Source organism: Kribbella sp. C-35 (assembly GCF_046549195.1).
In the GTDB taxonomy this organism is placed as follows: Bacteria; Actinomycetota; Actinomycetes; order Propionibacteriales; family Kribbellaceae; genus Kribbella.
In genome coordinates this window covers 1,093,104-1,118,011 of sequence record NZ_JAJPWG010000001.1, presented here as the reverse complement: position 1 = coordinate 1,118,011, position 24,908 = coordinate 1,093,104, and the positions used below count along the sequence as shown (strand labels likewise).

36 protein-coding genes are annotated in these 24,908 nt (G+C 67.6%); 30 read left to right on the top strand and 6 right to left on the bottom strand.

What is annotated here, in order from left to right; translation table 11 throughout:
* Positions 1–92: 92 nt before the first annotated feature.
* The 15 genes from rplN to ACLJOO_RS05690 all read left to right on the top strand — a co-directional run bounded on the left by rplN (position 93) and on the right by ACLJOO_RS05690 (position 8,481).
* On the top strand, positions 93–461 hold the full coding sequence (gene rplN / locus ACLJOO_RS05760; protein ID WP_012923677.1) for a 50S ribosomal protein L14: 369 nt from the start codon (positions 93–95) through the stop codon (positions 459–461).
* Between the two features lies 1 nt (position 462).
* On the top strand, positions 463–852 hold the full coding sequence (rplX, locus tag ACLJOO_RS05755) for a 50S ribosomal protein L24 (protein WP_410785761.1): 390 nt from the start codon (positions 463–465) through the stop codon (positions 850–852).
* Positions 852–1,424, top strand: coding sequence for a 50S ribosomal protein L5 (rplE, locus tag ACLJOO_RS05750; RefSeq protein WP_410785760.1), 573 nt, complete (start codon positions 852–854; stop codon positions 1,422–1,424). The genes rplX and rplE overlap by 1 nt, the downstream gene beginning before the upstream one ends.
* Position 1,425: 1 nt before the next feature.
* Complete coding sequence (locus ACLJOO_RS05745; RefSeq protein WP_012923674.1) at positions 1,426–1,611, top strand: type Z 30S ribosomal protein S14; 186 nt, start codon at positions 1,426–1,428, stop codon at positions 1,609–1,611.
* Positions 1,612–1,702: 91 nt separating this feature from the next.
* Positions 1,703–2,110: a 30S ribosomal protein S8 gene (rpsH, locus tag ACLJOO_RS05740; protein ID WP_130384633.1), complete on the top strand. Its 408-nt coding sequence runs from the start codon at positions 1,703–1,705 to the stop codon at positions 2,108–2,110.
* 27 nt (positions 2,111–2,137) lie between these two features.
* Complete coding sequence (gene rplF / locus ACLJOO_RS05735) at positions 2,138–2,680, top strand: 50S ribosomal protein L6 (protein WP_410785759.1); 543 nt, start codon at positions 2,138–2,140, stop codon at positions 2,678–2,680.
* A gap of 2 nt (positions 2,681–2,682) precedes the next feature.
* A complete protein-coding gene (rplR, locus tag ACLJOO_RS05730) occupies positions 2,683–3,066 on the top strand; it encodes a 50S ribosomal protein L18 (RefSeq protein WP_130384631.1) in 384 nt (127 codons plus the stop codon).
* 28 nt (positions 3,067–3,094) lie between these two features.
* Complete coding sequence (gene rpsE, locus ACLJOO_RS05725; RefSeq protein WP_133789403.1) at positions 3,095–3,694, top strand: 30S ribosomal protein S5; 600 nt, start codon at positions 3,095–3,097, stop codon at positions 3,692–3,694.
* A complete protein-coding gene (rpmD, locus tag ACLJOO_RS05720; RefSeq protein ID WP_130384629.1) occupies positions 3,694–3,876 on the top strand; it encodes a 50S ribosomal protein L30 in 183 nt (60 codons plus the stop codon). Before rpsE ends, rpmD begins: the two co-directional genes overlap by 1 nt.
* Position 3,877: 1 nt before the next feature.
* Positions 3,878–4,318 (top strand): 50S ribosomal protein L15, encoded by a 441-nt coding sequence (rplO, locus tag ACLJOO_RS05715; RefSeq protein ID WP_410785758.1) that lies wholly within the window; start codon positions 3,878–3,880, stop codon positions 4,316–4,318.
* 134 nt (positions 4,319–4,452) lie between these two features.
* Positions 4,453–5,754 carry a preprotein translocase subunit SecY gene (secY, locus tag ACLJOO_RS05710; protein WP_134008569.1) on the top strand — a complete coding sequence of 434 codons (1,302 nt, stop codon included), beginning with the start codon at positions 4,453–4,455 and terminating at the stop codon, positions 5,752–5,754.
* Positions 5,754–6,326, top strand: a complete 573-nt coding sequence (locus ACLJOO_RS05705) for an adenylate kinase (protein WP_410785757.1) — start codon at positions 5,754–5,756, stop codon at positions 6,324–6,326. The genes secY and ACLJOO_RS05705 overlap by 1 nt, the downstream gene beginning before the upstream one ends.
* A 4-nt stretch (positions 6,327–6,330) precedes the next feature.
* On the top strand, positions 6,331–7,155 hold the full coding sequence (map, locus tag ACLJOO_RS05700; protein ID WP_410785756.1) for a type I methionyl aminopeptidase: 825 nt from the start codon (positions 6,331–6,333) through the stop codon (positions 7,153–7,155).
* Positions 7,156–7,219: 64 nt separating this feature from the next.
* Positions 7,220–7,669, top strand: coding sequence for a DUF1707 domain-containing protein (locus ACLJOO_RS05695; RefSeq protein WP_410785755.1), 450 nt, complete (start codon positions 7,220–7,222; stop codon positions 7,667–7,669).
* Complete coding sequence (locus tag ACLJOO_RS05690; protein WP_410785754.1) at positions 7,666–8,481, top strand: hypothetical protein; 816 nt, start codon at positions 7,666–7,668, stop codon at positions 8,479–8,481. Before ACLJOO_RS05695 ends, ACLJOO_RS05690 begins: the two co-directional genes overlap by 4 nt.
* Here the strand turns inward: ACLJOO_RS05690 and ACLJOO_RS05685 are convergent.
* Positions 8,462–9,331: an NAD(P)-dependent oxidoreductase gene (locus tag ACLJOO_RS05685; protein ID WP_410785753.1), complete on the bottom strand. Its 870-nt coding sequence runs from the start codon at positions 9,329–9,331 to the stop codon at positions 8,462–8,464. The genes ACLJOO_RS05690 and ACLJOO_RS05685 overlap by 20 nt on opposite strands.
* Positions 9,332–9,407: 76 nt before the next feature.
* Between ACLJOO_RS05685 and ACLJOO_RS05680 the strand changes: the two genes are divergently transcribed.
* The 12 genes from ACLJOO_RS05680 to ACLJOO_RS05625 all read left to right on the top strand — a co-directional run bounded on the left by ACLJOO_RS05680 (position 9,408) and on the right by ACLJOO_RS05625 (position 16,480).
* A complete protein-coding gene (locus ACLJOO_RS05680) occupies positions 9,408–9,737 on the top strand; it encodes a winged helix-turn-helix transcriptional regulator (protein WP_410785752.1) in 330 nt (109 codons plus the stop codon).
* Between the two features lie 96 nt (positions 9,738–9,833).
* On the top strand, positions 9,834–10,055 hold the full coding sequence (infA, locus tag ACLJOO_RS05675) for a translation initiation factor IF-1 (RefSeq protein WP_012923661.1): 222 nt from the start codon (positions 9,834–9,836) through the stop codon (positions 10,053–10,055).
* 33 nt (positions 10,056–10,088) lie between these two features.
* Positions 10,089–10,202, top strand: a complete 114-nt coding sequence (gene rpmJ, locus ACLJOO_RS05670) for a 50S ribosomal protein L36 (RefSeq protein ID WP_008361054.1) — start codon at positions 10,089–10,091, stop codon at positions 10,200–10,202.
* Positions 10,203–10,385: 183 nt separating this feature from the next.
* Positions 10,386–10,757 carry a 30S ribosomal protein S13 gene (gene rpsM, locus ACLJOO_RS05665; RefSeq protein ID WP_133789395.1) on the top strand — a complete coding sequence of 124 codons (372 nt, stop codon included), beginning with the start codon at positions 10,386–10,388 and terminating at the stop codon, positions 10,755–10,757.
* Between the two features lie 35 nt (positions 10,758–10,792).
* Entirely contained in the window at positions 10,793–11,200 is a 408-nt protein-coding gene (gene rpsK / locus ACLJOO_RS05660) for a 30S ribosomal protein S11 (RefSeq protein ID WP_130384622.1), read from the top strand.
* A gap of 26 nt (positions 11,201–11,226) precedes the next feature.
* Positions 11,227–11,835: a 30S ribosomal protein S4 gene (gene rpsD, locus ACLJOO_RS05655; RefSeq protein ID WP_410785751.1), complete on the top strand. Its 609-nt coding sequence runs from the start codon at positions 11,227–11,229 to the stop codon at positions 11,833–11,835.
* A gap of 100 nt (positions 11,836–11,935) precedes the next feature.
* Entirely contained in the window at positions 11,936–12,961 is a 1,026-nt protein-coding gene (locus tag ACLJOO_RS05650; RefSeq protein ID WP_410785750.1) for a DNA-directed RNA polymerase subunit alpha, read from the top strand.
* A gap of 68 nt (positions 12,962–13,029) precedes the next feature.
* Positions 13,030–13,707, top strand: a complete 678-nt coding sequence (gene rplQ, locus ACLJOO_RS05645) for a 50S ribosomal protein L17 (protein WP_410785749.1) — start codon at positions 13,030–13,032, stop codon at positions 13,705–13,707.
* Positions 13,708–13,767: 60 nt separating this feature from the next.
* Entirely contained in the window at positions 13,768–14,580 is an 813-nt protein-coding gene (gene truA / locus ACLJOO_RS05640; protein WP_410785748.1) for a tRNA pseudouridine(38-40) synthase TruA, read from the top strand.
* Positions 14,573–15,187, top strand: a complete 615-nt coding sequence (locus ACLJOO_RS05635; RefSeq protein WP_410785747.1) for a class I SAM-dependent methyltransferase — start codon at positions 14,573–14,575, stop codon at positions 15,185–15,187. The genes truA and ACLJOO_RS05635 overlap by 8 nt, the downstream gene beginning before the upstream one ends.
* Positions 15,188–15,192: 5 nt before the next feature.
* Positions 15,193–15,726, top strand: a complete 534-nt coding sequence (locus ACLJOO_RS05630) for a SigE family RNA polymerase sigma factor (protein ID WP_410785746.1) — start codon at positions 15,193–15,195, stop codon at positions 15,724–15,726.
* A complete protein-coding gene (locus tag ACLJOO_RS05625) occupies positions 15,719–16,480 on the top strand; it encodes a hypothetical protein (protein WP_410785745.1) in 762 nt (253 codons plus the stop codon). The genes ACLJOO_RS05630 and ACLJOO_RS05625 overlap by 8 nt, the downstream gene beginning before the upstream one ends.
* Position 16,481: 1 nt before the next feature.
* Here the strand turns inward: ACLJOO_RS05625 and ACLJOO_RS05620 are convergent, their stop codons facing one another.
* From ACLJOO_RS05620 to ACLJOO_RS05610, 3 genes are read right to left on the bottom strand one after another with little or no spacing between them, the layout of a single operon-like run.
* Positions 16,482–17,639: a hypothetical protein gene (locus tag ACLJOO_RS05620; RefSeq protein WP_410785744.1), complete on the bottom strand. Its 1,158-nt coding sequence runs from the start codon at positions 17,637–17,639 to the stop codon at positions 16,482–16,484.
* Positions 17,636–17,845 carry a hypothetical protein gene (locus tag ACLJOO_RS05615; RefSeq protein WP_410785743.1) on the bottom strand — a complete coding sequence of 70 codons (210 nt, stop codon included), beginning with the start codon at positions 17,843–17,845 and terminating at the stop codon, positions 17,636–17,638. Before ACLJOO_RS05615 ends, ACLJOO_RS05620 begins: the two co-directional genes overlap by 4 nt.
* A gap of 9 nt (positions 17,846–17,854) precedes the next feature.
* Positions 17,855–19,084, bottom strand: a complete 1,230-nt coding sequence (locus ACLJOO_RS05610; RefSeq protein ID WP_410785742.1) for a hypothetical protein — start codon at positions 19,082–19,084, stop codon at positions 17,855–17,857.
* A 54-nt stretch (positions 19,085–19,138) separates the two neighbouring features.
* Between ACLJOO_RS05610 and ACLJOO_RS05605 the strand changes: the two genes are divergently transcribed.
* Both ACLJOO_RS05605 and ACLJOO_RS05600 read left to right on the top strand, forming a co-directional pair.
* The gene (locus ACLJOO_RS05605) at positions 19,139–20,821 is read left to right on the top strand and encodes an ABC-F family ATP-binding cassette domain-containing protein (protein ID WP_410785741.1); all 1,683 of its coding nucleotides are present in this window, start codon (positions 19,139–19,141) and stop codon (positions 20,819–20,821) included.
* A gap of 202 nt (positions 20,822–21,023) precedes the next feature.
* On the top strand, positions 21,024–22,778 hold the full coding sequence (locus ACLJOO_RS05600; protein WP_410785740.1) for a hypothetical protein: 1,755 nt from the start codon (positions 21,024–21,026) through the stop codon (positions 22,776–22,778).
* On the opposite strand, the gene ACLJOO_RS05595 is transcribed toward ACLJOO_RS05600, so the two are convergent.
* Both ACLJOO_RS05595 and ACLJOO_RS05590 read right to left on the bottom strand, forming a co-directional pair.
* Positions 22,775–23,743 (bottom strand): hypothetical protein, encoded by a 969-nt coding sequence (locus ACLJOO_RS05595; protein WP_410785739.1) that lies wholly within the window; start codon positions 23,741–23,743, stop codon positions 22,775–22,777. The genes ACLJOO_RS05600 and ACLJOO_RS05595 overlap by 4 nt on opposite strands.
* Positions 23,740–24,288, bottom strand: coding sequence for a TetR/AcrR family transcriptional regulator (locus ACLJOO_RS05590; RefSeq protein ID WP_410785738.1), 549 nt, complete (start codon positions 24,286–24,288; stop codon positions 23,740–23,742). Before ACLJOO_RS05590 ends, ACLJOO_RS05595 begins: the two co-directional genes overlap by 4 nt.
* A gap of 121 nt (positions 24,289–24,409) precedes the next feature.
* On the opposite strand from ACLJOO_RS05590, the gene ACLJOO_RS05585 reads away from it, so the two are divergent.
* Positions 24,410–24,865, top strand: coding sequence for a nuclear transport factor 2 family protein (locus ACLJOO_RS05585; protein WP_410785737.1), 456 nt, complete (start codon positions 24,410–24,412; stop codon positions 24,863–24,865).
* Positions 24,866–24,908 lie beyond the last annotated feature (43 nt).

The window sequence follows — 24,908 nt, the reverse complement described above, 5'->3', positions numbered from 1 at the left end:
TGACAAGCGGCGCGATCGGCAACCAATCGAAATTATTCGTTCCGCAAGGCTCACGTGAGTGAGAACCAGCGAGACAACCAGGAGATCAACAGATGATCCAGCAGGAGTCGCGACTGAAGGTCGCCGACAACACGGGTGCCAAGGAGATCTTGTGCATCCGCGTTCTCGGTGGCTCCGGTCGGCGCTACGCCGGTGTCGGTGACACGATCGTCGCCACCGTCAAGGACGCGATCCCCGGCGGCGGTGTGAAGAAGGGTGACGTCGTCAAGGCGGTCGTCGTGCGTACCGTGAAGGAGCGCCGGCGTCCGGACGGCTCCTACATCCGCTTCGACGAGAACGCCGCGGTGATCCTGAAGGCCGACGGCGAGCCGCGCGGCACCCGTATCTTCGGGCCGGTCGGCCGGGAGCTGCGCGAGAAGCGCTTCATGAAGATCATCTCGCTCGCGCCGGAGGTGCTCTGAGATGGCCCAGCAGAAGAAGCTGAACGTGAAGAAGGGCGATCAGGTCCGCGTGATCGCCGGTAGGTCCAAGGGCCTCGAGGGCAAGATCATCCAGGTCTTCCCGGACGACGAGAAGGTCATCGTCGAGGGCGTCAACCGGGTGAAGAAGCACACCAAGGTGCAGCAGGCCCAGCGCGGCGGCACCACCGGTGGCATCGTCACCCAGGAAGCCCCGATCCACGTCTCGAACGTGGCGCTTCTTGTCGAGGTCGAGAAGGACGGCAAGAAGGAGAAGGTGACCACGCGCGTCGGCTACAACCGTGTCGAGGTGCAGAAGCGCCGTCCCGACGGTTCGACGTACACGGGTTACCGGAGCGTCCGGGTCGCCCGGCGCACCGGCGAGGAGATCTGATGACCACCGCAGTAACCGAGAACAAGGTCCAGCCGCGGCTGAAGACGAAGTACCGCGAGGAGATCGTCGGCCAGCTGCACGAGCAGTTCCAGTACGCGAACGTCATGCAGGTGCCCGGGCTCACCAAGATCGTGGTGAACATGGGCGTCGGCGAGGCGGCGCGCGACTCGAAGCTGATCGAGGGCGCCGTGAAGGACCTGGCCGCGATCACCGGCCAGAAGGCGCAGGTCACCAAGGCCCGCAAGTCGATCGCGCAGTTCAAGCTGCGTGAGGGGATGCCGATCGGCGCCCACGTGACGTTGCGCGGCGACCGGATGTGGGAGTTCCTGGACCGGCTGCTGGCGCTCGCGCTGCCCCGGATCCGCGACTTCCGCGGCCTGTCCCCGAAGCAGTTCGACGGCACCGGGAACTACACCTTCGGTCTGACCGAGCAGGTGATGTTCCACGAGATCAACCAGGACCGGATCGATCGGGTCCGGGGCATGGACATCACCGTGGTGACCACCGCGAAGAACGACGACGAGGGCCGGGCCCTGCTGCGGGCGCTCGGCTTCCCGTTCAAGGAGAACTGACGTGGCGAAGACAGCACTCAAGGTCAAGCAGGCCCGGAAGCCGAAGTTCGCGGTGCGTGGCTACACGCGCTGCCAGCGCTGCGGCCGGCCGAAGGCGGTCTTCCGCAAGTTCGGCCTGTGCCGGATCTGCCTGCGGGAGATGGCGCACCGGGGCGAGCTGCCCGGCGTGACCAAGTCCAGCTGGTGACCGTCTCCACCCCCGAACTTCTCCCTATTAACCATCTAGTCACCGTAGGTCGCCGAACGGCGAAACCACGGCGGGAAAGAGGCCCCAGGCCATGACGATGACCGACCCGATCGCAGACATGTTGACGCGTCTGCGGAACGCCAATCAGGCGTACCACGAGTCGACCACGATGCCGTACAGCAAGATCAAGCAGGGCATCGCCGACATCCTCCAGCAGGAGGGCTACATCGCCTCCTACCAGGTCGAGGACCCCAAGGAAGGGGCCGTCGGCAAGACTCTGACCGTTGACCTGAAGTTCGGCCCGAGCCGGGAGCGCTCCATCGCGGGCGTCCGCCGGATCAGCAAGCCGGGCCTGCGGGTCTACGCGAAGTCGACCAGCCTGCCCAAGGTCCTCGGTGGCCTGGGCGTCGCGATCATCTCGACGTCCCAGGGACTGCTGACCGACCGTCAGGCCAAGAACAAGGGCGTTGGCGGGGAAGTCCTCGCCTACGTCTGGTGACGAAGAACCGGAAGGAGGACCACAGAAATGTCTCGCATCGGTAAGCTCCCGGTCACGGTCCCGTCCGGCGTCGACGTCACGATCGACGGCCAGACGGTCACTGTCAAGGGTCCCAAGGGTCAGCTGTCGCACGTCGTCGCTGAGCCCATCGCGGTCGACCGGGACGAGGACGGCGCGATTGCCGTGACCCGCCCCGACGACCAGCGCAAGAGCAAGGAACTGCACGGCCTGTCCCGCACCCTGATCGCCAACCTGGTGACCGGCGTGACGGACGGCTACGAGAAGAAGCTCGAGATCGTCGGCGTCGGGTACCGCGTCCTGTCCAAGGGACCGACCCAGCTGGAGTTCTCGCTCGGGTACAGCCACACGATCACGGTCGATGCCCCCGACGGCATCACCTTCAACGTGGAGGCCCCGACCCGCTTCTCGGTCATCGGCATCGACAAGCAGTCCGTCGGTGAGGTCGCCGCCAACATCCGCAAGCTGCGCAAGCCCGAGCCGTACAAGGGCAAGGGTGTGCGGTACGCGGGCGAGCAGGTGCGCCGCAAGGTCGGAAAGGCTGGTAAGTAACCATGGCGATCGGACTGCGTCCGCACAAGCACTCCGCCAAGAAGACGGCTTCCCGGCTGCGTCGGCAGATCCGGGTCCGGAAGAAGATCAACGGCACGGCCGACCGGCCGCGCCTGGTGGTCTCGAAGTCGTCGAAGCACCTGTTCGCGCAGGTCATCGACGACGTCGCCGGCAAGACGCTGGTCTCGGCTTCCACCATGGAAGCCGACCTGCGCGGCGCGGAGGCGAACAAGACCGACAAGGCCAAGACCGTCGGCGGCCTGATCGCCGACCGGGCCAAGGCCGCCGGCATCGACTCGGTCGTCTTCGACCGGGCCGGAAACAAGTACCACGGCCGCATCGCGGCCCTGGCCGACGCCGCCCGCGAGGGCGGGCTCGGCTTCTGATGGCGACAAGGGAAGAAGGTAGTTCGAAATGAGCGGAGGCCAGCAGCGTCGCGGAGGCGGCGCCGGTGGTGAGCGCCGTGGCCGCGACGGTGGTCGCGGTCAGCAGGCGGACAAGACCGCCTACATCGAGCGTGTGGTAGCCATCAACCGTGTCGCCAAGGTCGTGAAGGGTGGTCGTCGCTTCAGCTTCACCGCCCTCGTGGTCGTCGGCGACGGCGATGGCACCGTCGGTGTGGGTTACGGGAAGGCCAAGGAGGTGCCCGCGGCGATCGCCAAGGGTGTCGAGGAGGCCAAGAAGGCATTCTTCAAGGTGCCGCGGATCCAGGGCACCATCCCGCACCCGGTCCAGGGCGAGAAGGCCGCAGGCGTTGTCATGCTGCGTCCGGCCGCTCCCGGTACCGGTGTGATCGCGGGTGGCTCGGCGCGCGCCGTACTGGAGTGCGCCGGGATCCACGACATCCTCAGCAAGTCGCTGGGCTCGTCCAACTCCATCAACGTGGTGCACGCCACCGTTGAGGCGTTGCGCAGCCTGGAGACCCCGGAGGCCGTGGCCGCGCGCCGTGGCCTGCCGGTCGAGGACGTCGCTCCGGCGGCGCTGCTGAAGGCGCGGGCGGAGGCGGCTTCCTGATGGCACGCTTGAAGGTGACCCAGACCCGTTCGGGCATCGGTGGCAAGCAGAACCAGCGCGACACGCTGCGCACCCTGGGCGTCAAGCGGATCGGCGACAGCGCCGTCCACGAGGACAAGCCCGAGGTTCGCGGCATGGTGCGTGCGGTTCGCCACCTCATCACCGTCGAGGAGGTCGACTGACATGGCGCTCAAGGTTCATCACCTGCGTCCGGCGCCCGGCGCCAAGACCGCCAAGACCCGCGTGGGTCGTGGTGAGGGCAGCAAGGGCAAGACCGCCGGCCGCGGTACCAAGGGCAGCAAGGCGCGTAACAACATCCCCGAGTGGTTCGAGGGTGGCCAGATGCCGCTGCACATGCGGCTCCCGAAGCTGAAGGGCTTCAAGAGCAGGAACCGGGTGGAGTTCCAGGTCGTTAACCTGGACAAGCTCGGACAACTGTTCCCCGAAGGTGGCGAGGTCGGCATTGCCGACCTGGTCGCCAAGGGCGCGGTTCGTAGCGGTCAGCCGGTCAAGGTACTGGGTGACGGCGAACTGACCGTGGCACTGCAGGTCTCGGCAAACAAGTTCTCCAAGTCCGCCACGGACAAGATCCAGGCGGCTGGGGGAACCACGACCGAGGTGTGACACGAGGTCCAGGGCTCGTAACGCCCGGTGCTTGATATCCTGCGCCGGTCGGACGGGCCCTGGTTCGTCTCTTGCCCAGCGGCTTAGCTAGGCCCCTGCCGTGCCCGCGGTAGGGAAACTTGTGGGAGGACAGGGTGTTAGGCGCCTTTGCCAACGCGTTCAAGACTCCGGACCTGCGCCGGAAGATCTTGTTCGTGCTCTTCATCGTCGTGATCTTCCGGATCGGCTCCGTCGTTCCGGCTCCCGGTGTGAACGTGCAGTCGCTGCACACGTGTATCAAGATCTCGCAGGGCGGTCAGAACGCCAACCTGTACAACTTGATCAACCTGTTCTCCGGCGGCGCACTGCTGCAGCTCGCGATCTTCGCGCTCGGCATCATGCCGTACATCACCGCCAGCATCATCTTGCAGCTGCTCACCGTGGTGATCCCGCGGCTGGAATCGCTGAAGAAGGAAGGCCAGGCGGGCCAGGGCAAGATCACGCAGTACACCCGGTTCCTGACCGTCGGTCTGGCGATCCTGCAGTCCACCGCGTTCGTCGCGCTGGCCCGGACGCCGGGACGGCTGTTCCAGGGCTGCAGCGAGCCGCTGCTGTACAAGGACGACTGGTTCACCATCATGGTGATGGTGCTGACCATGACCGCCGGCACCGGCGTGATCATGTGGCTCGGCGAGCTGATCACCGACCGTGGCGTCGGTAACGGTATGTCGATCCTGATCTTCACCCAGATCGTCGCCACCTTCCCGACCCAGCTGTGGAGCATCCGCAAGCAGAAGGGCGTCACCACGTTCGTCGTGGTGATCGCGATCGGTCTGGTCATCATGGCCGCGGTCATCTTCATCGAGCAGGCCCAGCGCCGGATCCCGGTGCAGTACGCCAAGCGCATGGTGGGCCGCAAGATGTTCGGCGGCACCTCGACGTACATCCCGCTGAAGGTCAACCAGGCCGGCGTCATCCCGGTCATCTTCGCCTCCAGCCTGCTGTATCTCCCCGTTCTGGTCAGTCAGTTCCAGCAGGGCAAGGGCTGGTCCAACTGGATTCAGGGCAACTTGGTCAAGGGCGACCACCCGATCTACATGGCGACGTACGTCGCTCTGATCATCTTCTTCACGTACTTCTACGTCTCGATCACCTTCAACCCGAAGGAGGTCGCCGACAACATGAAGAAGTACGGCGGCTTCATCCCGGGCATCCGGGCGGGTCGGCCGACCGAGGAATACCTGAAGTACGTGTTGGACCGCATCACGCTGCCCGGCGCGATCTACCTCGCGGCGATCTCGATGATCCCGCTGGTCGCTCTCGTCCTGCTGAACGCGAGCCAGAACTTCCCGTTCGGCGGTACGTCGATCCTGATCATGGTCGGCGTCGGACTCGACACGGTGAAGCAGATCGAGAGTCAGCTGCAGCAGCGAAACTACGAAGGGTTCCTGCGCTGATGAGAATGTTGCTGATGGGTCCGCCCGGGGCGGGCAAGGGCACGCAGGCAAAGGTGCTTGCGGAACGCCTGAAGATCCCGGCCGTGTCCACCGGCGACATCTTCCGTGCGAACGTGAAGGCCGAGACGCCGCTGGGTCTCGAGGCCAAGCGGTACATGGACGCCGGCGACTACGTCCCGGACGAGGTCACGAACGCGATGGTGCGCGACCGGCTGTCCGAGGCCGACGCGGGCGAGGGCTTCCTGCTCGACGGGTACCCGCGGACGTTGGCCCAGGTCGGCACGCTGGACGAGATCCTGGCCGACCACGGTCACAAGCTGGATGCCGTGGTCGCGCTGGTCGCCGACATCGACGTACTCGTCGAGCGGATGACGAAGCGGGCGCACATCGAGGGCCGGACGGACGATTCCGAAGAAGTCGTCCGGCACCGGCAGGACGTCTACGCGGCCGAGACCAAGCCGCTGCTGCAGGTGTACGCCGAGCGCGGCCTGCTGGTCGAGGTCGACGGCGTCGGCGAGATCGACGAAGTGAGCGAGCGGGTGCTCGCCGCCCTCAAGACGGTGACCGACTAGCCCGATGATGTTCAGGGATCGCGGTATCGAGATCAAGACCCGCGAGCAGATCCTCTCCATGCGTAAGGCCGGCCTGGTGGTCGGCCGCACGCTGGAGCTGCTCCGCGGGGCGGTCCGGGCCGGCATCACCACCGGCGAGCTGGACGCGATCGCGGAGGACAACATCCGGTCCTCCGGCGCGACACCGTCGTTCAAGGGGTACCACGGGTTCACCGGCTCGATCTGCGCGTCGGTGAACGACGAGATCGTGCACGGCATTCCGGGTGACCGGGTGCTGGCCGACGGCGATCTGATCTCGATCGACTGCGGTGCGATCGTGGACGGTTGGCACGGCGACGCCGCGATCACCGTGCCGGTCGGTGAGGTGGACGCGGAACTGCTGGAGCTCGCCCGGATCTGCGAGGAGTCGATGTGGCGCGGGTTCGCCGCAGCGCGGCTCGGCGCGCGGCTGTCGGACATCTCGGCCGCGGTCGAGGCGCACGTCCGCGCGAACTCGTCGTACGGGATCGTCGAGGACTTCGTCGGGCACGGGATCGGTTCGGCGATGCACCAGCCGCCGAACGTGCCGAACTTCGGCCGTCCCGGTCGCGGGCCGAAGCTGGTCGAGGGCATGGCCCTGGCCGTCGAGCCGATGCTCACGCTCGGCAAGCAGGACAACCACACGCTCGAGGACGACTGGACGGTCGTCACGGACGACGGCCGGTACGCCGCCCACACCGAGCACACCTTCACGCTGACACCAGCCGGGCCATGGGTGCTGACCGCGCTCGACGGCGGCGAATCCCACCTCGCCGACCTGGGCATCAAGTTCGGCGCCCTGGCCGACTGACGGACCCTCCGGGTCCACCCGTTGGGGGACGCGGAGGGGACCGGGGCTGAGGCACACTTGTGACATGCCTCAGTACCAGCCGCACCAGCGTTTCACCGAAGCCGACCGGGACAAGATCGTCGGGCGGTTGCGGGATGCGTTCGCTGACGGCCGGCTGGACCAGCCCGAGTTCTCGTCCCGGCTCGACCAGCTCTACACCGTGCAGACGTACGGCGAGCTCGAGCCGCTGGTGCGCGACCTGCCGGCCATGCGTACGTACGAGACGCCCAAGGTGGTGCAGGACAGCAAGCCGGCGCCCGCGCCGGGGAACTTCCCGGAGCGGAAGAAGGACAACCACCCGCATCACGGCCGCGGCGGAGCGATCGGCGGCTTCACCGGCGTCGTCATGATCAACGTGGTGATCTGGTTCGTGATCGGGCTCGGCAACGGCGGGCACTGGCCGCACTTCTGGCCGGTCTGGCTGCTGATCCCGTGGGCGATCATCGCCCTCGGCGGCCTGGGCAGACGCCGTTGACCGCGGCCCAGGTCAGTCGCCGCGTCGTCGGCCCACGGCTACGGCCGGATTGGGCGTGGCAGCTGCACCAAGGGGCCGCGATCGTCTACGTGATCTGGTTCGCCGTCGCCGTACCGCTGGCGATCGCCGGGCTGCTGCTGGAGCCGCGGTGGGTGGGCTGGATGGTGCTGGCCTGGTTCGTGGTGCTGATCGCCTTCACGGTAGTGCTGCGCATCCGTGACGGCCGGCGGCGACGGGCCTGGGCCGATGCCGCCGGGCAGCTCGGCTGGCGGATCAGCGCGTCCGGGACGGAACTGCTGGATCGTTGGCCGTTCCCACCGTTCGACGCGGACTCGAACGCCGAGGTCGTCGACGTGACGTCCGGCAGCCATCGCGGCCGGGAGTTCTGGACCGGGCGGTTCCGGCACAAGGTACGGCGACGTGAACTCGGCTTCGACTTCCTTGATCTGCACGTGGATCGGCCCCTCCCGCCGCTGCAGGTGCTGCCTTCGGGGCTGGCACCGGTCGCGGCAGCGAGCTACCTGCCGTTGCCGTTGAGGATCGACGGACTGCCGGCGCAGTACCGCTTGTTCAACGGCCGCGAGGACCACGCGATGGCGGTCCTGCATCCGCGGGCCGTCGAGACGCTGGCCGACGTACCGGCGTTCGGATTCAGCTGCGAGGGCAGGCGGTTCGTCGCGATCCTCCCGGCGTACCGCGACGTGACCACCGCCCTCGCGCAACTGGACGCGGCCTGCGACCTACTGGACCTGATGCCCGAACAGATCTGGCGCGCGGGCGAACAGTGGGCCGCTACACAGCAGGAATCCTGAGCAGGCCGATGAGCGCTGCGAGGTCCGCATCGCCGTGCCCAGCGGCAACGGCCTTGCGCAGCAACCCGCCCATCGGCTCCAGCAGCATCGGGTCGACGCCTTGGGCTCTGGATGCGTCGGTCAGGTTGTCGAAGGCGGCCGCCTGCATCTCGAGGTTCGAGCCGGCGGTGTCGGACGGACCGTTGTCGAGATCCTTGGCGATGCGGGGCAGGGAGCCGAGCATCGCGGTCAGCCACGGGAGCAGGAAGCGTTCGGTGAACGGTTCGGCCGGGACGTTCTCGGTGCCGATCAGCGCCAGCGCGTGCTGGGCGCCGCCGAACATCCCGTACATCGCGCTCAGCAACGCGATGTCGTAGAGCGCGGCGAGCCCCGGATCGGCGCCGACGTACTCAGGACGTGCCAGCACGGACAGGTCGGCGCGGTGCTGCTCGAAGGCTTCCGGTACGCCGCTGTAGAAGATGAAGGCCGCGGGGCCGCCGATCATCGCGGGGACGGCCATGATGCCGCCGTCGACGTACTGCGCTCCCGCGGTCGCGACTCGCTCCGCGGTGGCCCGCGCCTGGCCGGGCGTGCTGTTGGTGAGATTGACGATCGTCGTGCCGGTGAGGTCGATGCCGTCGAGCGTGCTCCGGACGGTGTCGTCGACGAGCAGGCAGACGACGACGAGCGGACTGGCCGCGATCGCCTCGGCCGCGGTGGCGGCGCGGATGGCGCCGAGTTCGGTGTCGAGTTCGGGGGAGCGGCCCGGCGTGCGGTTCCAGACGGTGGTCGGATGGCCGGCGGCCAGGAAGGCCCGGGCGAGAGCGGTCCCCATCGCCCCGAGCCCCAGGACGGTGACAGGTGTCTTCATGCCGTCCACCCTGGTGCTGAAGCTTTAGGATGGACAAGTACCCACTAAATAGTCAGGTACTGACGGAAAGGTAAGTATGCGCGCCTACACCTGTGGTCTGGATGCCTCCGCCGACGTGATCGGCGGGAAGTGGAAGCCGCGGATCCTGTGGGCGCTGCACCACGGGCCGATGCGGTTCGGGGAGCTGCGGCGGGAGATCACCGGGGTCACCGAGAAGATGCTGATCCAGCAGTTGCGCGAGCTGGAGTCTCGGGACATCGTGCATCGGGAGGTGTTCCACCAGGTGCCGCCCAAGGTGGAGTATTCACTGACTGAACTCGGGCGGTCACTCAACGAAGCGCTGATACCCTTGGACACCTGGGGATCGGATCATCTGACCGAGCTCGAGGCCTCACGCGTGCGCTGACCGGTCTCGATTGGGTTTCGCCTGGGTGCGTGGCGTACACTCATTCCTTGGCTACTTTGTGGCCATAGCCAGTCACGTCTACAGAAGTGCGAGGACATGCCCAAAAAAGAGGGAGTCATCGAACTCGAGGGCACCATCGTCGAGGCCCTGCCGAACGCGATGTTCCGTGTTGAGCTGTCCAACGGGCACAAGGTGCTCGCGCACATCAGCGGCAAGATGAGGCAGCACTACATCCGGATCCTCCCCGAGGACCGGGTCGTCGTGGAGCTGTCGCCGTACGACCTCACCCGGGGTCGCATCGTCTATCGGTACAAGTAAGACCCACCAACACCTGTCGAAGAAAGTAGCTCGATGAAGGTCAATCCGAGCGTCAAGAAGATCTGCGACAAGTGCAAGGTGATCCGCCGTCACGGCCGGGTCATGGTGATCTGCGAGAACCCGCGGCACAAGCAGCGGCAGGGCTGACAAAGCCTTCACGCAGGAACACGGCACTTTCGCACCACAGCGCGCATGCTCGTCCGGGATCAGTCCCGGACGTTGCCCCTGGAACAGAGGCCAGGGCCTTGCCGGTGAAGCAGAACGAATCACCGAGGCGGGCAAGGACGCAGCGCGCCACCACACCTCTGCTGACGAAAGGAACACCGCCACATGGCACGCCTCGTAGGAGTCGACCTGCCGCGCGACAAGCGCATCGAGGTCGCTCTGACCTACATCTTCGGCGTGGGCCGTACTCGGGCCCTGGAAACGCTGAAGAACACCGGGGTCTCCCCGGACAAGCGCGTCCACGAGCTGGGCGACGACGAGCTGGTCAAGCTCCGGGACTGGATCGAAGGCAACTACAAGATCGAGGGTGACCTCCGTCGCGAGGTGACCGCGGACATCCGCCGCAAGATCGAGATCGGGTCGTACCAGGGTCGCCGGCACCGCAGCGGGCTTCCGGTGCGCGGTCAGCGCACGCGGACCAACGCCCGTAGCCGCAAGGGCCGCCGTAAGGCGATCGCCGGCAAGAAGAAGAAGTGACCCGGATGACTTTCGACCACCCCAGGAGCAACTGAATGCCTCCCAAGAGCCGCAGCGCGGCCGGCGCGAAGAAGGTGCGCCGCAAGGAGAAGAAGAACGTGGCCGCGGGCCACGCCCACATCAAGAGCACGTTCAACAACACGATCGTGACGATCACCGACCCGACCGGCGCGGTCATCTCGTGGGCTTCCGCGGGCACCGTCGGCTTCAAGGGTTCGCGCAAGTCGACCCCGTTCGCCGCGCAGATGGCCGCCGAGGCCGCCGGGCGCCGGGCGATGGAGCACGGCATGCGCAAGATCGACGTGTTCGTCAAGGGTCCCGGCTCCGGCCGTGAGACCGCGATCCGTTCGCTGGGTGCGGTCGGCCTCGAGGTCGGCACCATCCAGGACGTCACCCCAGTCGCCCACAACGGATGCCGCCCGCCGAAGCGGCGCCGGGTCTGATCCCAGAGAGAGGAAGGTAGCGAACCATGGCCCGTTACACCGGACCTATGACCAAGAAGTCGCGCCGTCTCGGGGTCGACCTCGTCGGTGGCGACAAGGCGTTCGAGCGTCGTCCGTACCCGCCGGGTATGCACGGCCGCGGCCGCCCGAAGGAGAGCGAGTACCTGCTCCAGCTGCGCGAGAAGCAGAAGGCGCGTTACTCGTACGGCGTTCTCGAGAAGCAGTTCCGCCGGTACTACGAGGAGGCCTCGCGGCGCTCCGGCAAGACCGGTGACAACCTGCTGCAGATCCTCGAGTCCCGCCTGGACAACGTGGTCTACCGCTCCGGCCTGGCCCGGACGCGTCGGCAGGCCCGTCAGCTCGTCGTGCACGGTCACTTCACCGTGAACGGCATCAAGGTGAACATCCCGTCGTACCGCGTCTCCGCCCACGACATCATCGATGTCAAGGCGAAGTCGGTCGAGACGACGCCGTTCATCATCGCCCGGGAGACGCACAGCGAGCGCGTCGTACCGGCTTGGCTCGAGGTGATGCCGGAGCGTCTGCGGATCCTCGTCCACCAGCTGCCCACCCGGCAGCAGATCGACACCCAGGTCGCCGAGCACCTGATCGTCGAGCTCTACTCGAAGAACTGACCCGGTTCCGGCCGGCGGCCTCCGGGCCGCCGGCCGGATCGGTGCGTTCTTCCTTCGCGACCTCAAATAGTGGTCGTCGCGGAACAGAAAGAAGACAGAAGTGCTTATCGCACAGCGCCCCACCCTGACCGAAGAGGTCGTCGACGAGTACCGCTCGCGGTTCATGATCGAGCCGCTGGAGCCGGGCTTCGGTTACACCCTCGGCAACTCGATCCGCCGGACCCTGCTGTCCTCCATCCCGGGGGCCGCCGTCACCAGCATCAAGATCGACGGTGTCCTGCACGAGTTCTCCACCGTTGCCGGGGTCAAGGAAGACGCCACCCAGCTGATCCTGAACCTGAAGGACCTGGTCGTCTCCTCCGAGCACGACGAGCCGGTCACCATGTACCTGCGCAAGCAGGGCCCCGGTGACGTCACCGCCGCCGACATCGCGCCGCCGGCCGGTGTCGAGGTGCACAACCCGGACCTGAAGATCGCCACCCTGAACGAGAAGGGCCGGCTCGAGATGGAGCTGGTCGTCGAGCGGGGCCGCGGCTACGTGTCCGCCGTACAGAACAAGTCCGCCGACGCCGAGATCGGCCGGATGCCGGTCGACTCGATCTACTCGCCGGTCCTCAAGGTCACCTACAAGGTCGAGGCGACCCGTGTCGAGCAGCGCACCGACTTCGACCGCCTCGTGGTCGACGTCGAGACCAAGCCGTCGATGCTGCCCCGCGACGCCGTCGCGTCGGCCGGTAAGACCCTGGTCGAGCTGTTCGGCCTGGCCCGCGAGCTGAACGTCGAGGCCGAGGGCATCGACATCGGCCCGTCGCCGGTCGACGAGCAGATGGCCGCCGACCTGGCGCTGCCGGTCGAGGACCTGCAGCTGACCGTCCGGTCGTACAACTGCCTGAAGCGCGAGGGCATCCACACCGTGGGTGAGCTGATCTCGCGCAGCGAGCAGGACCTGCTGGACATCCGGAACTTCGGCTCCAAGTCGATCGACGAGGTCAAGCTGAAGCTGGCCGAGATGGGCCTGTCGCTGAAGGACTCCCCGCCCGGGTTCGACCTGCGCGCCGCGTCCGGTGCCTACGGCAACGAGGCGGACGACGAGGACGAGAGCTTCGCCGAGACCGAGCAGTACTGAGCTGACCAAGGCCCGTCGGGCCCTACATCCCTTCGGCCCGACGGGCCTTAGATTCCTGGAGTTACGAGATGCCAACCCCCACCAAGGGTGCCCGGCTGGGCGGCAGCCCGGCGCACGAGAAGCTGATCCTCAGCAACCTCGCGACGTCGCTGTTCGAGCACGGCGCCATCACCACCACCGCGGCCAAGGCCAAGCGCCTGCAGCCGCTGGCGGAGCAGATGATCACCAAGGCGAAGCGTGGTGACCTCAACGCGCGCCGCCAGGTGATGAAGCGGATCAAGGACAAGAGCGTCGTGCACGTGCTCTTCACCGAGATCGGCGAGCGGTACGCCGACCGTCCGGGTGGCTACACCCGGATCACCAAGCTCGGCCCGCGCAAGGGCGACAACGCCCCGATGGTGAAGATCGAGCTGGTCGAGGCGCTGTCGGACTCGCCGAAGGCGAAGAAGACCGCCGCCAAGAAGGCCCCGGCGAAGAAGGCCGCCGCTCCGAAGGCTGAAGAGCCGAAGGAGGAGAAGGTCCAGGACGTCGTGGCGGGCAAGTTCGACAACTCCGCCGCGCCGCTCGAGGACGGCTCCGCGCCCGAGGGCTTCACCATCAAGGGCAACGAGAACTCGATGAAGTACCACACCACCGAGTCGCCGTGGTACGACCAGACGGTCGCCGAGGTCTGGTTCAAGACCGAGGCGGACGCCGAGGCCGCGGGCTTCGCCAAGGCCGGCGAGACCGAGGACGACGACAAGTAAGCACTCCTTCAGAGCCCCCTCACCGCACGGTGAGGGGGCTCCGTTGCGTTAGATTGACGTGTGCGTTGGCGGATTGACCTGAGGTACGACGGAGCGGCCTTTCATGGGTGGGCCCGTCAGGAGGGTCTCCGTACCGTGCAGGGGGAGCTCGAAGAGGCGGTTCGCGTCGTACTGCGGCTGCCGGAGCCGGTGACCGTGACCTGTGCCGGCCGGACCGACACAGGTGTCCACGCCCGGGGACAGGTCACCCACGTCGACGTCGAAGGCGCTGTGGACCCGCTGAGGCTCTTGAGAGGGCTGAACGGCGTCCTGCCCGCGGATGTAGCCGTCACGGCCGTTACGGCGGCTCCTGACGGCTTTGACGCCCGGTTCTCCGCCCTGGCCCGCCGGTACGTGTACCGGCTGTGCGACGACCCGGCGGGCTGGGACCCGCTCACCAGGGGACATGTCCTGCGGGTGGGGCGGCCGATGGATGTGGATCGTATGAACGCTGCCGCGACCGGTCTGCTCGGAGAGCACGACTTCGCGGCGTTCTGCAAGAAGCGGGAAGGCGCCAGCACGGTGCGGGCGCTGCTGGAGTTCTCGTGGCAGCGGACCGGCGTAGGACAGTTGGAGAGCACTGTGATCGCGGATGCCTTCTGTCACTCGATGGTGCGGGCACTGGTGGGGTCGATGATCCCTGTGGGCGACGGACGTCGGGACGTCGAGTGGCCGGCCGCCGTACTGGCTGGGAAGGTGCGGGACTCGGCTGTGTCGGTCCTGCCGGCGCACGGGCTCACGTTGGAGGAAGTGCGCTACCCGGCGGACGACGAGCTGGCTGCGCGGGCGTTACAGGCCCGTCAGGTGCGAGGAGAGGTACATCAGCGTGGGTGACCACTTCTTTTCGGCGGAGCCGCAGTCGGCGGACGTACGGCGTACTGTCGAAGCCCAGATCTGGGGACGGTCGTATGTCTTCACAACGGCTACTGGGGTGTTCTCCCGAGACCGTTTGGACATCGGTACGTCGGTTCTGCTGCGCTCGGTGGAACCACCAACCCGCGCGGGGACGTTCCTCGACCTCGGGACCGGCTACGGGCCGATCGCGTGCGCGCTCGCGACAGAGGTGCCGGAGGCAACGGTGTGGGCGATCGACGTGAATACGCGGGCGCTCGAGCTGGCGGCGGAGAATGCCAAGGCCGCGGGGGTCGCGGACCGGGTACGTGCGGTGCTGCCGGACGACGTACCCGAGGAGGTGCGGTTCGACGAGATCTGGTCGAACCCGGCGATCCACATCGGCAAACCCGAACTCCACAAGATGTTGCTGCGCTGGCTGAGTCGTCTTGCTCCCGGCGGCGTGGGATGGTTTGTCGTCGGCAAGAACCTGGGCGGCGACTCCCTCCAGCGCTGGATGACGGACCAGGGCTACCCGTGCGAACGGGTGGGCAGCGCGAAGGGCTTCCGGGTACTGCGTGCAACGAACGCGGGCCCGGCACCGTCCTGAGGGGTATGGAGGCAGTCTTGGCGGCAGCTGAGGTTCGGACGGGGCCGCTCGACTTCGAGGTGTGGGTCACCGAGAAGGCGGATGCCCTGCTGCGGTTCGCGTATGTCCTCACCGGCGACGCGACCCTGGCCGAGGACGCCGTACAGGACGCTCTGACGACAGCCTGCGCGCGCTGGGGCCGGGTGAGCCGTGCCGACGACCCCGAGGCGTACGTGAAGCGGATGGTCGTGAACGCGCACATCTCCTGGTGGCGGCGGTTCCGCCGGCGCGAGGCGCCGGTCGACGACCCGGTGCGCACGGCGCGCGCCGTTTCGGACGGTACGGCGGCCCGTGCGGAGGCGGACGCCATCTGGGACCTGTGCGCGACGCTCCCGGACAAGCAGCGAGCTGCCGTCGTACTGCGGTTCTACGAGGAGCTCTCGTACGCCGAGATCGCCCAGCTACTGCACTGCGCGGAGGCGACGGCGCGGTCGCACGTACATCGAGCACTGGCAGCGTTGAAGACCACACTGAGCACGGAAGGAGCCGAGGATGCCTGAGCAGCACGACCCTGAGCAGGAGCTCGGCCCCAAGATCACCTCTGCGTTCCAGGACCACGCGGGCACCCAGGGGATGCAGAAGACCGGTCTGGCACGTGAAGCACGTCGCCGGGTGCACCGCCGTCGGCAGGCGATGTCGATGGCCGCTGGTGCGGTGCTGGTGGTTGCGGCCGTCGGTGGCGTGTGGGGCCTGCTCGGCGGTGAGTCACCAGTTAGCACGAGCCAGAGCGACTCCGCAGGCAAAGCTGAAGCACCGGAGCAGCCCTCACAGGGCGTAGGGCCGAAGTCAGAGGTTGCGAAGGCAAGCTGTCCGGTGCAGCACCCAATCCAACAGGCCGCGGCGCCGAACGACGTACCGGCGGGGACCGGGCTCGACCTGAACACCCCGGTGACCGGTCTGCGCGCGTGCCGCTACAGCACGGGTCAGGGTGGTCTGCTCGGTCAGCAGGAGTTCGACGCCGCCGTTGCACAGCAGGTGGTCGACGCGATCAAGGTGCTCCCGGAGCGGAACCCGGACCTGCCGGTGTTCAAGTGCGCTCCGCAGGTCGCCAAGCCGTCCGAGGCGATCGCGCTCCGCTTCAGCACCGCAGCCGGGACCAAGGAGATCTGGGTCGTGTACGACGGCTGTACGTCGGCCGGCTTCTTCACCGGCAGCCACGTCTACGGGCTGTACTCCACACCGCTGAAACTGTTCATGACGGGCTCGGTCCGCCCGTCCGGCGGCACCTATCTGAGCGCGCTCAAGGACTGGTAGCTCACTCGATCCCGCGGTCCGGCCTGCGGGCCGAGCCGATCTGCCGGACGTTGTCGGGACGTCCGCTGCTGTCGACTGCCGAATCAGTTCGCCGGCTCGGTGCGGTGTGCGACCACAGGAACTGCTGCAGCCTGGCGATCTCCTGTTCGCGTTCGGTCGGATACAGCTGCTCGTAGTACTCCTTCTCACGCCCCGCGACCGGTTGCTGCGCCGGCCAGCCCGCGTCGGACCAGATCTGCCGGGTGTGCTCCTCGCGGTCGCGGAACGTCTCACGCAGGGAGTCCGGCAGCTCCGGCGGTTCGACGTCCGGGTGCTCCGCGTTCCAGGACTCGTAATGGTCCTTGATGTCGCCGAGGTTCGCGTCGAACTCCTTGGCGGTCCATCCTGCCGAGTCCCAGCCCCACCTCTCCTTTGACCCGGGGTCCGTGAGCTGGCTCATCTCCGTCATCGTGAGGCCGCCGAGTCCGCGGCGGAGCGGCCCGGCCAAGTCCTCGCGGAGCTGGGCGCGATGCGACTCGGGGACCAAGTCGCCCACTTGAACGTCGATCGCCCGGTCGGCGATCGCGTTGAACCGCTGTGTGAGCTCGGTGCGGTCGATCAGGTCGCCGAGCTGGTCGTGGCTCATCCCGGTGGACCCGCTGAGCGGGTACAGCAGGTGGTCCGTGGCCGCCGAGTACGCCGGGAACGCCGGAGCCTGAGCGGGCAGGGGCAGCGAATGCTCGGTCATACTCTCTGCGATCCGGCCGCTGTACTCCCGGCTGAACTGATCGGCCCGTGCCTTCTCGAGGGCGACGACCGCGAGCGACCCGCGCGGTGTCGCGCCGGGCACGCTGTCGTCTCCGATCTCGTCCATCGAGAGCCGCGCCTGGAACACCGCCATCGTGGTCGCGCTCGCACCCGCGTACCGTTCGTTGCCGGTCAGCGTTCGGCCCGGTGTGTAGGCAGGGCGCGCAGGGTCGAGCACGTGCTCCCGGCTGATCGTCATGCTGCCGTCGGGAAGGCAGCGACCTGCGACCGGTCCGGCCTGCTCGTACAGCTTCCCGTTCCAGCGGGAAGGCCGGCCGGAGTACTCCTCGGCCTTGGCGACGACCGACGAGACCCAGTCGTGCTCCCAGGTGCCGGCGGGGATCTCCGGACCGGGCTCGAGGATCTCGTTCACCGGCTCTCCTCCGGCAGCCCGGCCAGCCGTTCCGCGAGCGAGCTGTTCATCAGCAGTACGGCGGCACGCTGGTCCGGCGCCGCTTGGGGCAGCAGTTCCCCGATCCGCTGGAGCGTCCGCTCGAGCTCGGCAACCAGCTCGTGCCCGGAGGCAGTCGACAGCATGACTTCGGCGTACAGCCGCTGTGCTTCACGATAAGCGTCCATCCCTGCCGATCATTCCTTTCCAAAGGGTCGACTACCGCCCGGTCGAGACCTGTCAGGACGCCACCCGTCCCGTGCCGCTGCCGCAACAGCAGCAGCCGTAGCCGCACCGCTGGCAGCAGCCGCGCCACTTGCAGCAGCACCACCTGCAGCAGCACCGCCACCCGCCCCAGCACCAGCACCCGCCGCAGCACCTCCGCGGCCGGCGTCGGCCGCAACTGTTGCCGGGCCGGTTGATGTGGCGGTTGGTGCTCTCGTGGGTCGGGTGGCGGCGGTTTGGTGAGAAGTGAGGAACTGGCGTAGGTGGTCGGTTACCAGGGTGGACGGGCGGCCGTAGTGCGCTTCGATCCGCTCGACGAGGGACCGTTGCTCGGGCGACATCGGCATCCGTGGCGGATTGTCGCCGTGCCGCTGGTAGTGGCGTTCGACGTCGGCCAGCTCGCTTTCCAGGCGTTGCACAGCTGTTGCGGCCGTCTCGCGCGCCCGGTCGGACAGCGCGTTCGGGAGCTCGGTGTCGGGGTCGTAGTCCGCGAGCTTCGCCAGCTCCTCGCGCAGGGGGCGCGTCAGCCGGAGGCGGATCTGTGACCGGTGCTCCGGCGGCATCAGACCGTCCAGGCGCGAGTCGATGACCACATCGGCCATAGCGTTGTACCGCTGCGCGAACGGTGTCCGGTCGACAGCCGTCAGCACTTCCTCCGACGACCGGCCGCTGATCTGCTGCAGCCCGTCCAGCACATCCTGTACGCCGGTCTCGTACCCGGCGTAGACCGTCGGGGCCGTCAGGTCGTTGATCCGCGGAACCGCCTTGTCCATGCCGACGTCCTGGATGACCTGGACGACGATCCGGGCCCGATTGATTTCGGCGAGCCCTTCGGTCACGGCCAGGCCCTCCGGTGAGGTGTAGGCGACGGCGTCGGGCGCGGTCTCGTCGCCCACAGAGTGCTGCTGGTGATCGGTCTCGTGGACCACGTACATCGCGGCCAGCCGGGCCGCGGCGGTTTCCTGGAGGCTCAACGGTCCGGTCGCGTCGTACGCGTGCAGCACAGCGTCGAGGAAATCCCGGCGCATCGTCATCGGTCCGTCGATCTGCGACGTACCGATCCTTTTGCTGAGCTCTTCGTGGAGTCGCCGGTTCCAGGAGGACGGGCGGCCGGTGCGGCGTTCTACTGCCTCCACGATGCTCGCCACCCACTGGTACTCGCGGGTGCCGGGCAGGATCTCCCGACCCAGTGGTGTCGTCACGTGCGTCACGATAACTGTTCGCGTGCGGGTTGCCGGGGCCGTCAGACTGGGGGGATGGGTCACGTGGATGTCGCCGGTGTGGGGTTCGAGCTGCCTGACGGGCGGGTGTTGCTGGACGACGTCACGTTCCGGGTCGGGGACGGCGCGAAGGTTGCGCTGGTCGGGGCGAACGGTTCGGGCAAGACCACTCTGACCAGGATCATCGCCGGCGACCTGAAGCCGCACAGCGGGAGCATCTCCCGGTCCGGTGGGCTGGGCGTGATGCGGCAGTTCGTCGGCTCGGTGCGCGACTCGTCGACCGTGCGCGACCTGCTGCTCGGTGTGGCGCCGCAGGCGATCCAGCAGGCCGCGGCCAAGCTGGACAAGGCCGAGCAGAAGATGATGGACGCGGACGACGAGAAGACCCAGCTCCGGTACGCGCAGGCGGTGGCGGACTGGGGCGAGGTCGGCGGGTACGACGCGGAGGTCCTCTGGGACGTCTGTACGACGGCCGCACTCGGCATACCGTTCGACCGCTGTCGCTGGCGTGAGGTGAAGACGCTGTCCGGCGGTGAGCAGAAGCGATTGGTCCTGGAGGCGTTGCTGCGCGGCCCGGACCAAGTACTGATGCTGGACGAGCCCGACAACTACCTCGACGTACCAGGGAAGCGGTGGCTGGAGGAGCAGCTGCGTAGCTCCGACAAGACCGTGCTGTACATCAGCCACGACCGGGAGCTGCTGGCGAACACCGCCACCCGGATCGTCACCGTGGAGCTCGGTGCGGCGGGCAATACCGCGTGGACGCACGGTGGCGGGTTCGCGACGTACCACGAGGCGCGGCGGCACCGGTTCGAGCGTTTCGAGGAGCTGCGCAAGCGCTGGGACGAGGAGCACGCCAAGCTGCGCGCGCAGATGCTCATGTACAAGCAGAAGGCGGCGTACAACTCCGACATGGCGTCGCGCTACCGGGCGTCGCAGACGCGGCTGCGCAAGTTCGAGGAGGCTGGTCCGCCGCAGGCCCTGCCGCGCGAGCAGAAGGTCAGCATGCGCCTGACCGGCGGCCGCACCGGCAAGCGGGCGGTGGTGTGCACTGCACTCGAGCTGACCGGTCTGATGAAGCCCTTCGACCTTGAGGTCTGGTACGGCGAACGTGTCGCCGTACTGGGGTCCAACGGGTCCGGGAAGTCGCACTTCCTGCGGCTGCTCGCCAACGGTGGTTCGGATCCGGATGTTGAGCACGAGCCTGTTGGCGACGTACAGATCCCGTCTGTGGCGCACACCGGCAACGCCAAGCTCGGTGCGCGCGTGCGGCCCGGCTGGTTCGCGCAGACCCACGAGCACCCGGAGCTGGTCGGCCGGACGTTGCTGGAGATCCTGCACCGCGGTGACGACCACCGTGACGGCATGGGGCGTGAGCTGGCGTCGCGGAAGCTGGACCGGTACGAGCTGGCGCATGCGGCCGAGCAGACTTTCGACAGCCTGTCCGGAGGTCAGCAGGCCCGTTTCCAGATCCTCCTCCTGGAGCTGTCCGGTGCGACCCTGCTGCTCCTCGATGAGCCCACCGACAACCTGGACGTCGAGTCGGCCGAAGCGCTGGAAGAGGGCCTCGACTCGTTCGACGGCACCGTCCTCGCAGTGACCCACGACCGCTGGTTCGCCCGGGGCTTCGACCGCTACCTGGTCTTCGGCGCCGACGGCTCGGTCTACGAACCCGACGAGCCGGTCTGGGACGAAGGTCGCGTAGAAAGGGCCCGTTGACCTTAGGTCCTGTCTGGTGATCCCACGCCTACTGCGGGGCACTCGGCACGGCACCTCGCCGCACGGGTGCAAAGGCCACGATGCTCCGCATCGAGACCTTCGCCCCCGCACGCCGAGCCACCGCACCGAGCACCTCCTCGCTACGGCGTGGGATCACCAGAAAGGACCTAGAGTTCTCCCACACCGTGGAGGAGGAACTGGGATGACAGGCGATCTGGCTGCCCGCTGGGCCGGCACCGTGATCCCGAGCTGGCTCTACCGCTGGCTCCTGCCGGTGGTCTGGGTCGGAGCGATCGTGGCGTCGATAGCCGGTGACACCGGCGGCTGCTCGGTCGAGGACCCGAGGGTCTGCGGCCCGGACCGGACGTTCTCACTGGCGATGATCGTCTGCTTCGCGTCGCTCGTGTTGCTGTGGTGGCGGCCGATCGTCGCTGCGGTCTCCGGCCTGCTGTTCATGGTTCTCGACCTCCGGTACGACGACGTCACCTCAGCGCGGATCGGCTGGACCGTGTACGGCGTCCTGTGCGCCGTACTGCTCATCTGGGTCTTCACGAGCCGTCGTAGGCAACGCTCCTTGTCCGCCCGGATGCCGCGACAGCAGGTGCAGGTGCAGGCGGCCGCACAGATCGGTGTGACGAGCCGACTCCTCGTGGCGGGCGGTCTGGTGCTGGTGGGCGCCGCCGCGCTCGGTCTGATGCACTGGCAGGACCAGCGCGAGGAAACGCATGTACGACGTGCCGTCGAGCAGACCGCTGTCGTGACGGGCATGAACGACGACGGGGACCTCGTACTCCAGTTGCCCGACGGCCGCAGTCACACCGTGACCGCGGTGGACGACTACGACACCGGTGCGCAGGTGCCGGTCCTCGTCGACCCTGCGGACCCGGACTGGCTCCGGCTGCGTGCGGAGCTGGCCGACTACACCTTCTGGTACACAGTGGCCGGTGGTGCTTGGGTGTTGGCCGTCCTGTTCCTGCTACGCGACATTCAGCTCCGTAGGGCCCGCCCACGCAGGTTCTGGAACGGACAGGCCACGCCGGTCCGGATCGAGCCGGACGCCTCCTCTGCGTTCGCGGTCCGGTCGGCGGACGGTGCGGTCCTGCTCGGCTTTCTCGAGACCGATCTGGATGACGAGGAGAGCGACCTGCGGTTGTTCGACGCCTTCACTGCGCTCGACGAGGACGAAGCCGGCGCGCCGGCCAAGCTCAAGCGAGAGTGGGCGGAAACGCTCAAGCGGTACCGCGGCGACGCTCTGCTGGTAGGCGATCTGACCGAGGGCAGCTGGCCGACGCTCGTGCTCGGCGATCAGGTGCTCCGGCCGGTCAGCCCGTTCCGCGCCCCGCGGCGGTTGCCATGGCGTACCGAGTCCACGCAAGGCCTGCCCGAGCAGCACCCCGACACCAGCGAGCCGTCCGAGCCGACGGTGGAGCCGGCGCGGGAGGTGCCGACGCTGCCGTGGGAGGTTCCGCTGCAGACACGGTCGTGGTGGAACCTGCCGGCGTTCATCGCCGTACTGGTGGTTGCACCGGTCGCAGTCGGGACCTTTGCGAGCTGGGGAGACTGGTACGCCGCGTTCATGGCGACCGTCGTCGGTGCACAGTTGGTGCAATCACTCGGTTCACGTGCGCTCTACCAGGTGACTGCGACCGCGACCGACCTGTGGATCCGCACCGGCTGGTTCGAGCGGCGCCTGTCGTGGCGGGCCGTCGAGTCGGTCGAGGTCGAGGAGGAAGGGCTCAGCCTGGAGGCAGGTGACGACTGGCACGTCGTTGGCGGTATCGCGGACAAGGAGCTGGCCAACGTCGCATCCGTGTTCGAGACGCTCCGGCTGCGTTCGCACACCGGTCTGCCGGAGGAGCCGCCCGCCCGCAGGCCCTCGCCGGTGCTGCTCGTCAACGCGGTCTACGTGGCTATCTGCGTCCTCATCCTCGTTCTGACCCGCTGGAACCCGTTCTAGGGGGTGACACACCAGCCGTCGCGGTACGCCGCCCAGTGCTCGTCGGTGGCCGCGAAGTCGACGTACAAGGCCAGACCGAAGTTCTGGCGCGGTGAGTCGCCCAGACCGAGGCGTGCGCCGCGGACTGCCGCGCTGACGGTCTCCGCGTTGCCCCAATGGGACGGGTTGTTCTCCCAGTACGCCGGGAGTCCCATGAGGAGGTCCGTGGCTGGTGGGGTGACCTCCAGCGCCAGCTTGGTCTGCTTGGCGACGTACCCGCCGTACAACGACTCCAGCGGCTGTGCGGTGTCGTAGGACATGACGGCGACCTGGTTGACCCGTTCCGCGACCTGGCGGAAGTAGTCCTGCGACCACCACTTGTCGATGGGGATCGCATGCAGGTACCAGAGCGGGTCGATCTGCGCCGCCGCGACCGACAACGTCGTACCCAGTGCCCGCGTCTCGTCCAGCACGGCCAGGTAGCCCTTCGACCCGGACCGCACCGGCTCGAAGTCGTAGTGGATGCCCTGAAACCCCTGCTGCAGAACGGCGGAAGCCGACTCGACCACCCGCTGGCGGACGACTGCGTCATCGAGGTTCATGCCGGGGTCCTTGCCCGGCTGTACGACGTCACCGAGCCAGGCCTGCACGCGTACGGCGGGAGCCGCGGCATGCACCGCGTCCACGAACCAGCGCGCCTTCGGCGAAACCTTTGCCAACGGCAATGAACCGTCGTGCTCCAGCGGACCGGTGTGCACGTAGAGGTCGCGGATGCCGGTGCCCTGCAACCGCTGCGCCAGCGCGGTCACGTCGGCGGCGGTCTTCCGGCCGTCGACCCAGGCATGACCGAGCCAGAGCGCGTCCTGGTTGCGGGTCCGGGCCGTCGGGTCGCCGGAGTACTGCACGCGCAGCGAGATCGCGTAGGCCCCGAGCGGAACGATCAGGAGCAGCAGCAGGGCAACGACGATCTTGAGGACGCGCTTCACCGGCGAGGCTTCAGGCCGTCATAGATCAGCGCAAGCATCCGGTCGCGGGTCTCCGGGTCGAGCTTGGCCGCGGTCGCACCGCGGGACGCGCCGATCAGCAACGCGTAGACCTCGGGCATCTCTGCGTCGGCGCGGACCGCGCCCGCCTTCTGGGCCGCGGTCAGCAACCCGCTGAACGCCTCCCGCATCCCGCGCCCGGCCTCCCGTGCCTCCTCGCCGGCCGCCGCCCCCGCCGCGGTCAGCGCTTCGGCGATCGCGAGCTTCGACGCGGACTCCGACACGACCTGCGTGAAGAACTCGAAGAACGCCGTACCCGGATCGTCGCTGCCGGCCAGCTCCAGGGCCCGGTCCCGGATCCGCTCCAGCCGCAGTGTGAGGACCGCCTCGAGCAGCTCGGTCTTGGTCGCGAAGTGCCGGAACACCGTCGCGATCCCGACCCCGGCCAGCCTCGCCACATCGTCGGTCGACGCCCCCGGCGACCGCCCGAACACGTCGTCCGCCGCCGTCATGATCCTGGCCCGATTGTCCCGCGCGTCTGCCCGCACCCCAGCTCCCCTCCGTCGCACCTCAGCCTAGAAGACGCCGAGAACTGCTCCGAGGTTGTAAACGAAGTTGCGACTCCATATATTCGAAGTCATCACTCCGTTTATACCCGTGAGGAATCCGATGACTCCTGAAGAGGTCTTCCTGAAGCTCGTGCACGGCGTCGCCGACCGCGACTTCGCCGTCCTGCCGGAGCTGTACGCCGAGCAGACCGACGTCCGGCACCCGATGAACCCGTACGGCGACCACCCGCTGCTCAGCCGGGACGCGCTCCGCGAGCACTTCGGCGGGGTCGGACCGCGTGTCACCGAGGTTGTCCGCTTCCAGCCGGACAACCTCCGGGTGCACCAGACCGCCGACCCCGAGGTGATCGTGGCCGAGTTCGAGTACGCCGGGACCATCGTGGCGACGGGCGAGCCGTTCCGGGTACCGGCGATCTTCGTCCTGCGGGTGCGGGACGGGCTGATCGTGGAGTCCCGGGACTACATCGACCACCTCGCCATGATCCGCGCCCGCGGCCAGGTAGACGAACTCGTCACCCACCTCCGGGAACCGGCCAAGACCCCGGCCGCGTCCTAGTCCCCAGAGGCGCCAGACGGCCCCGGACCGAGGCAACAAGCCC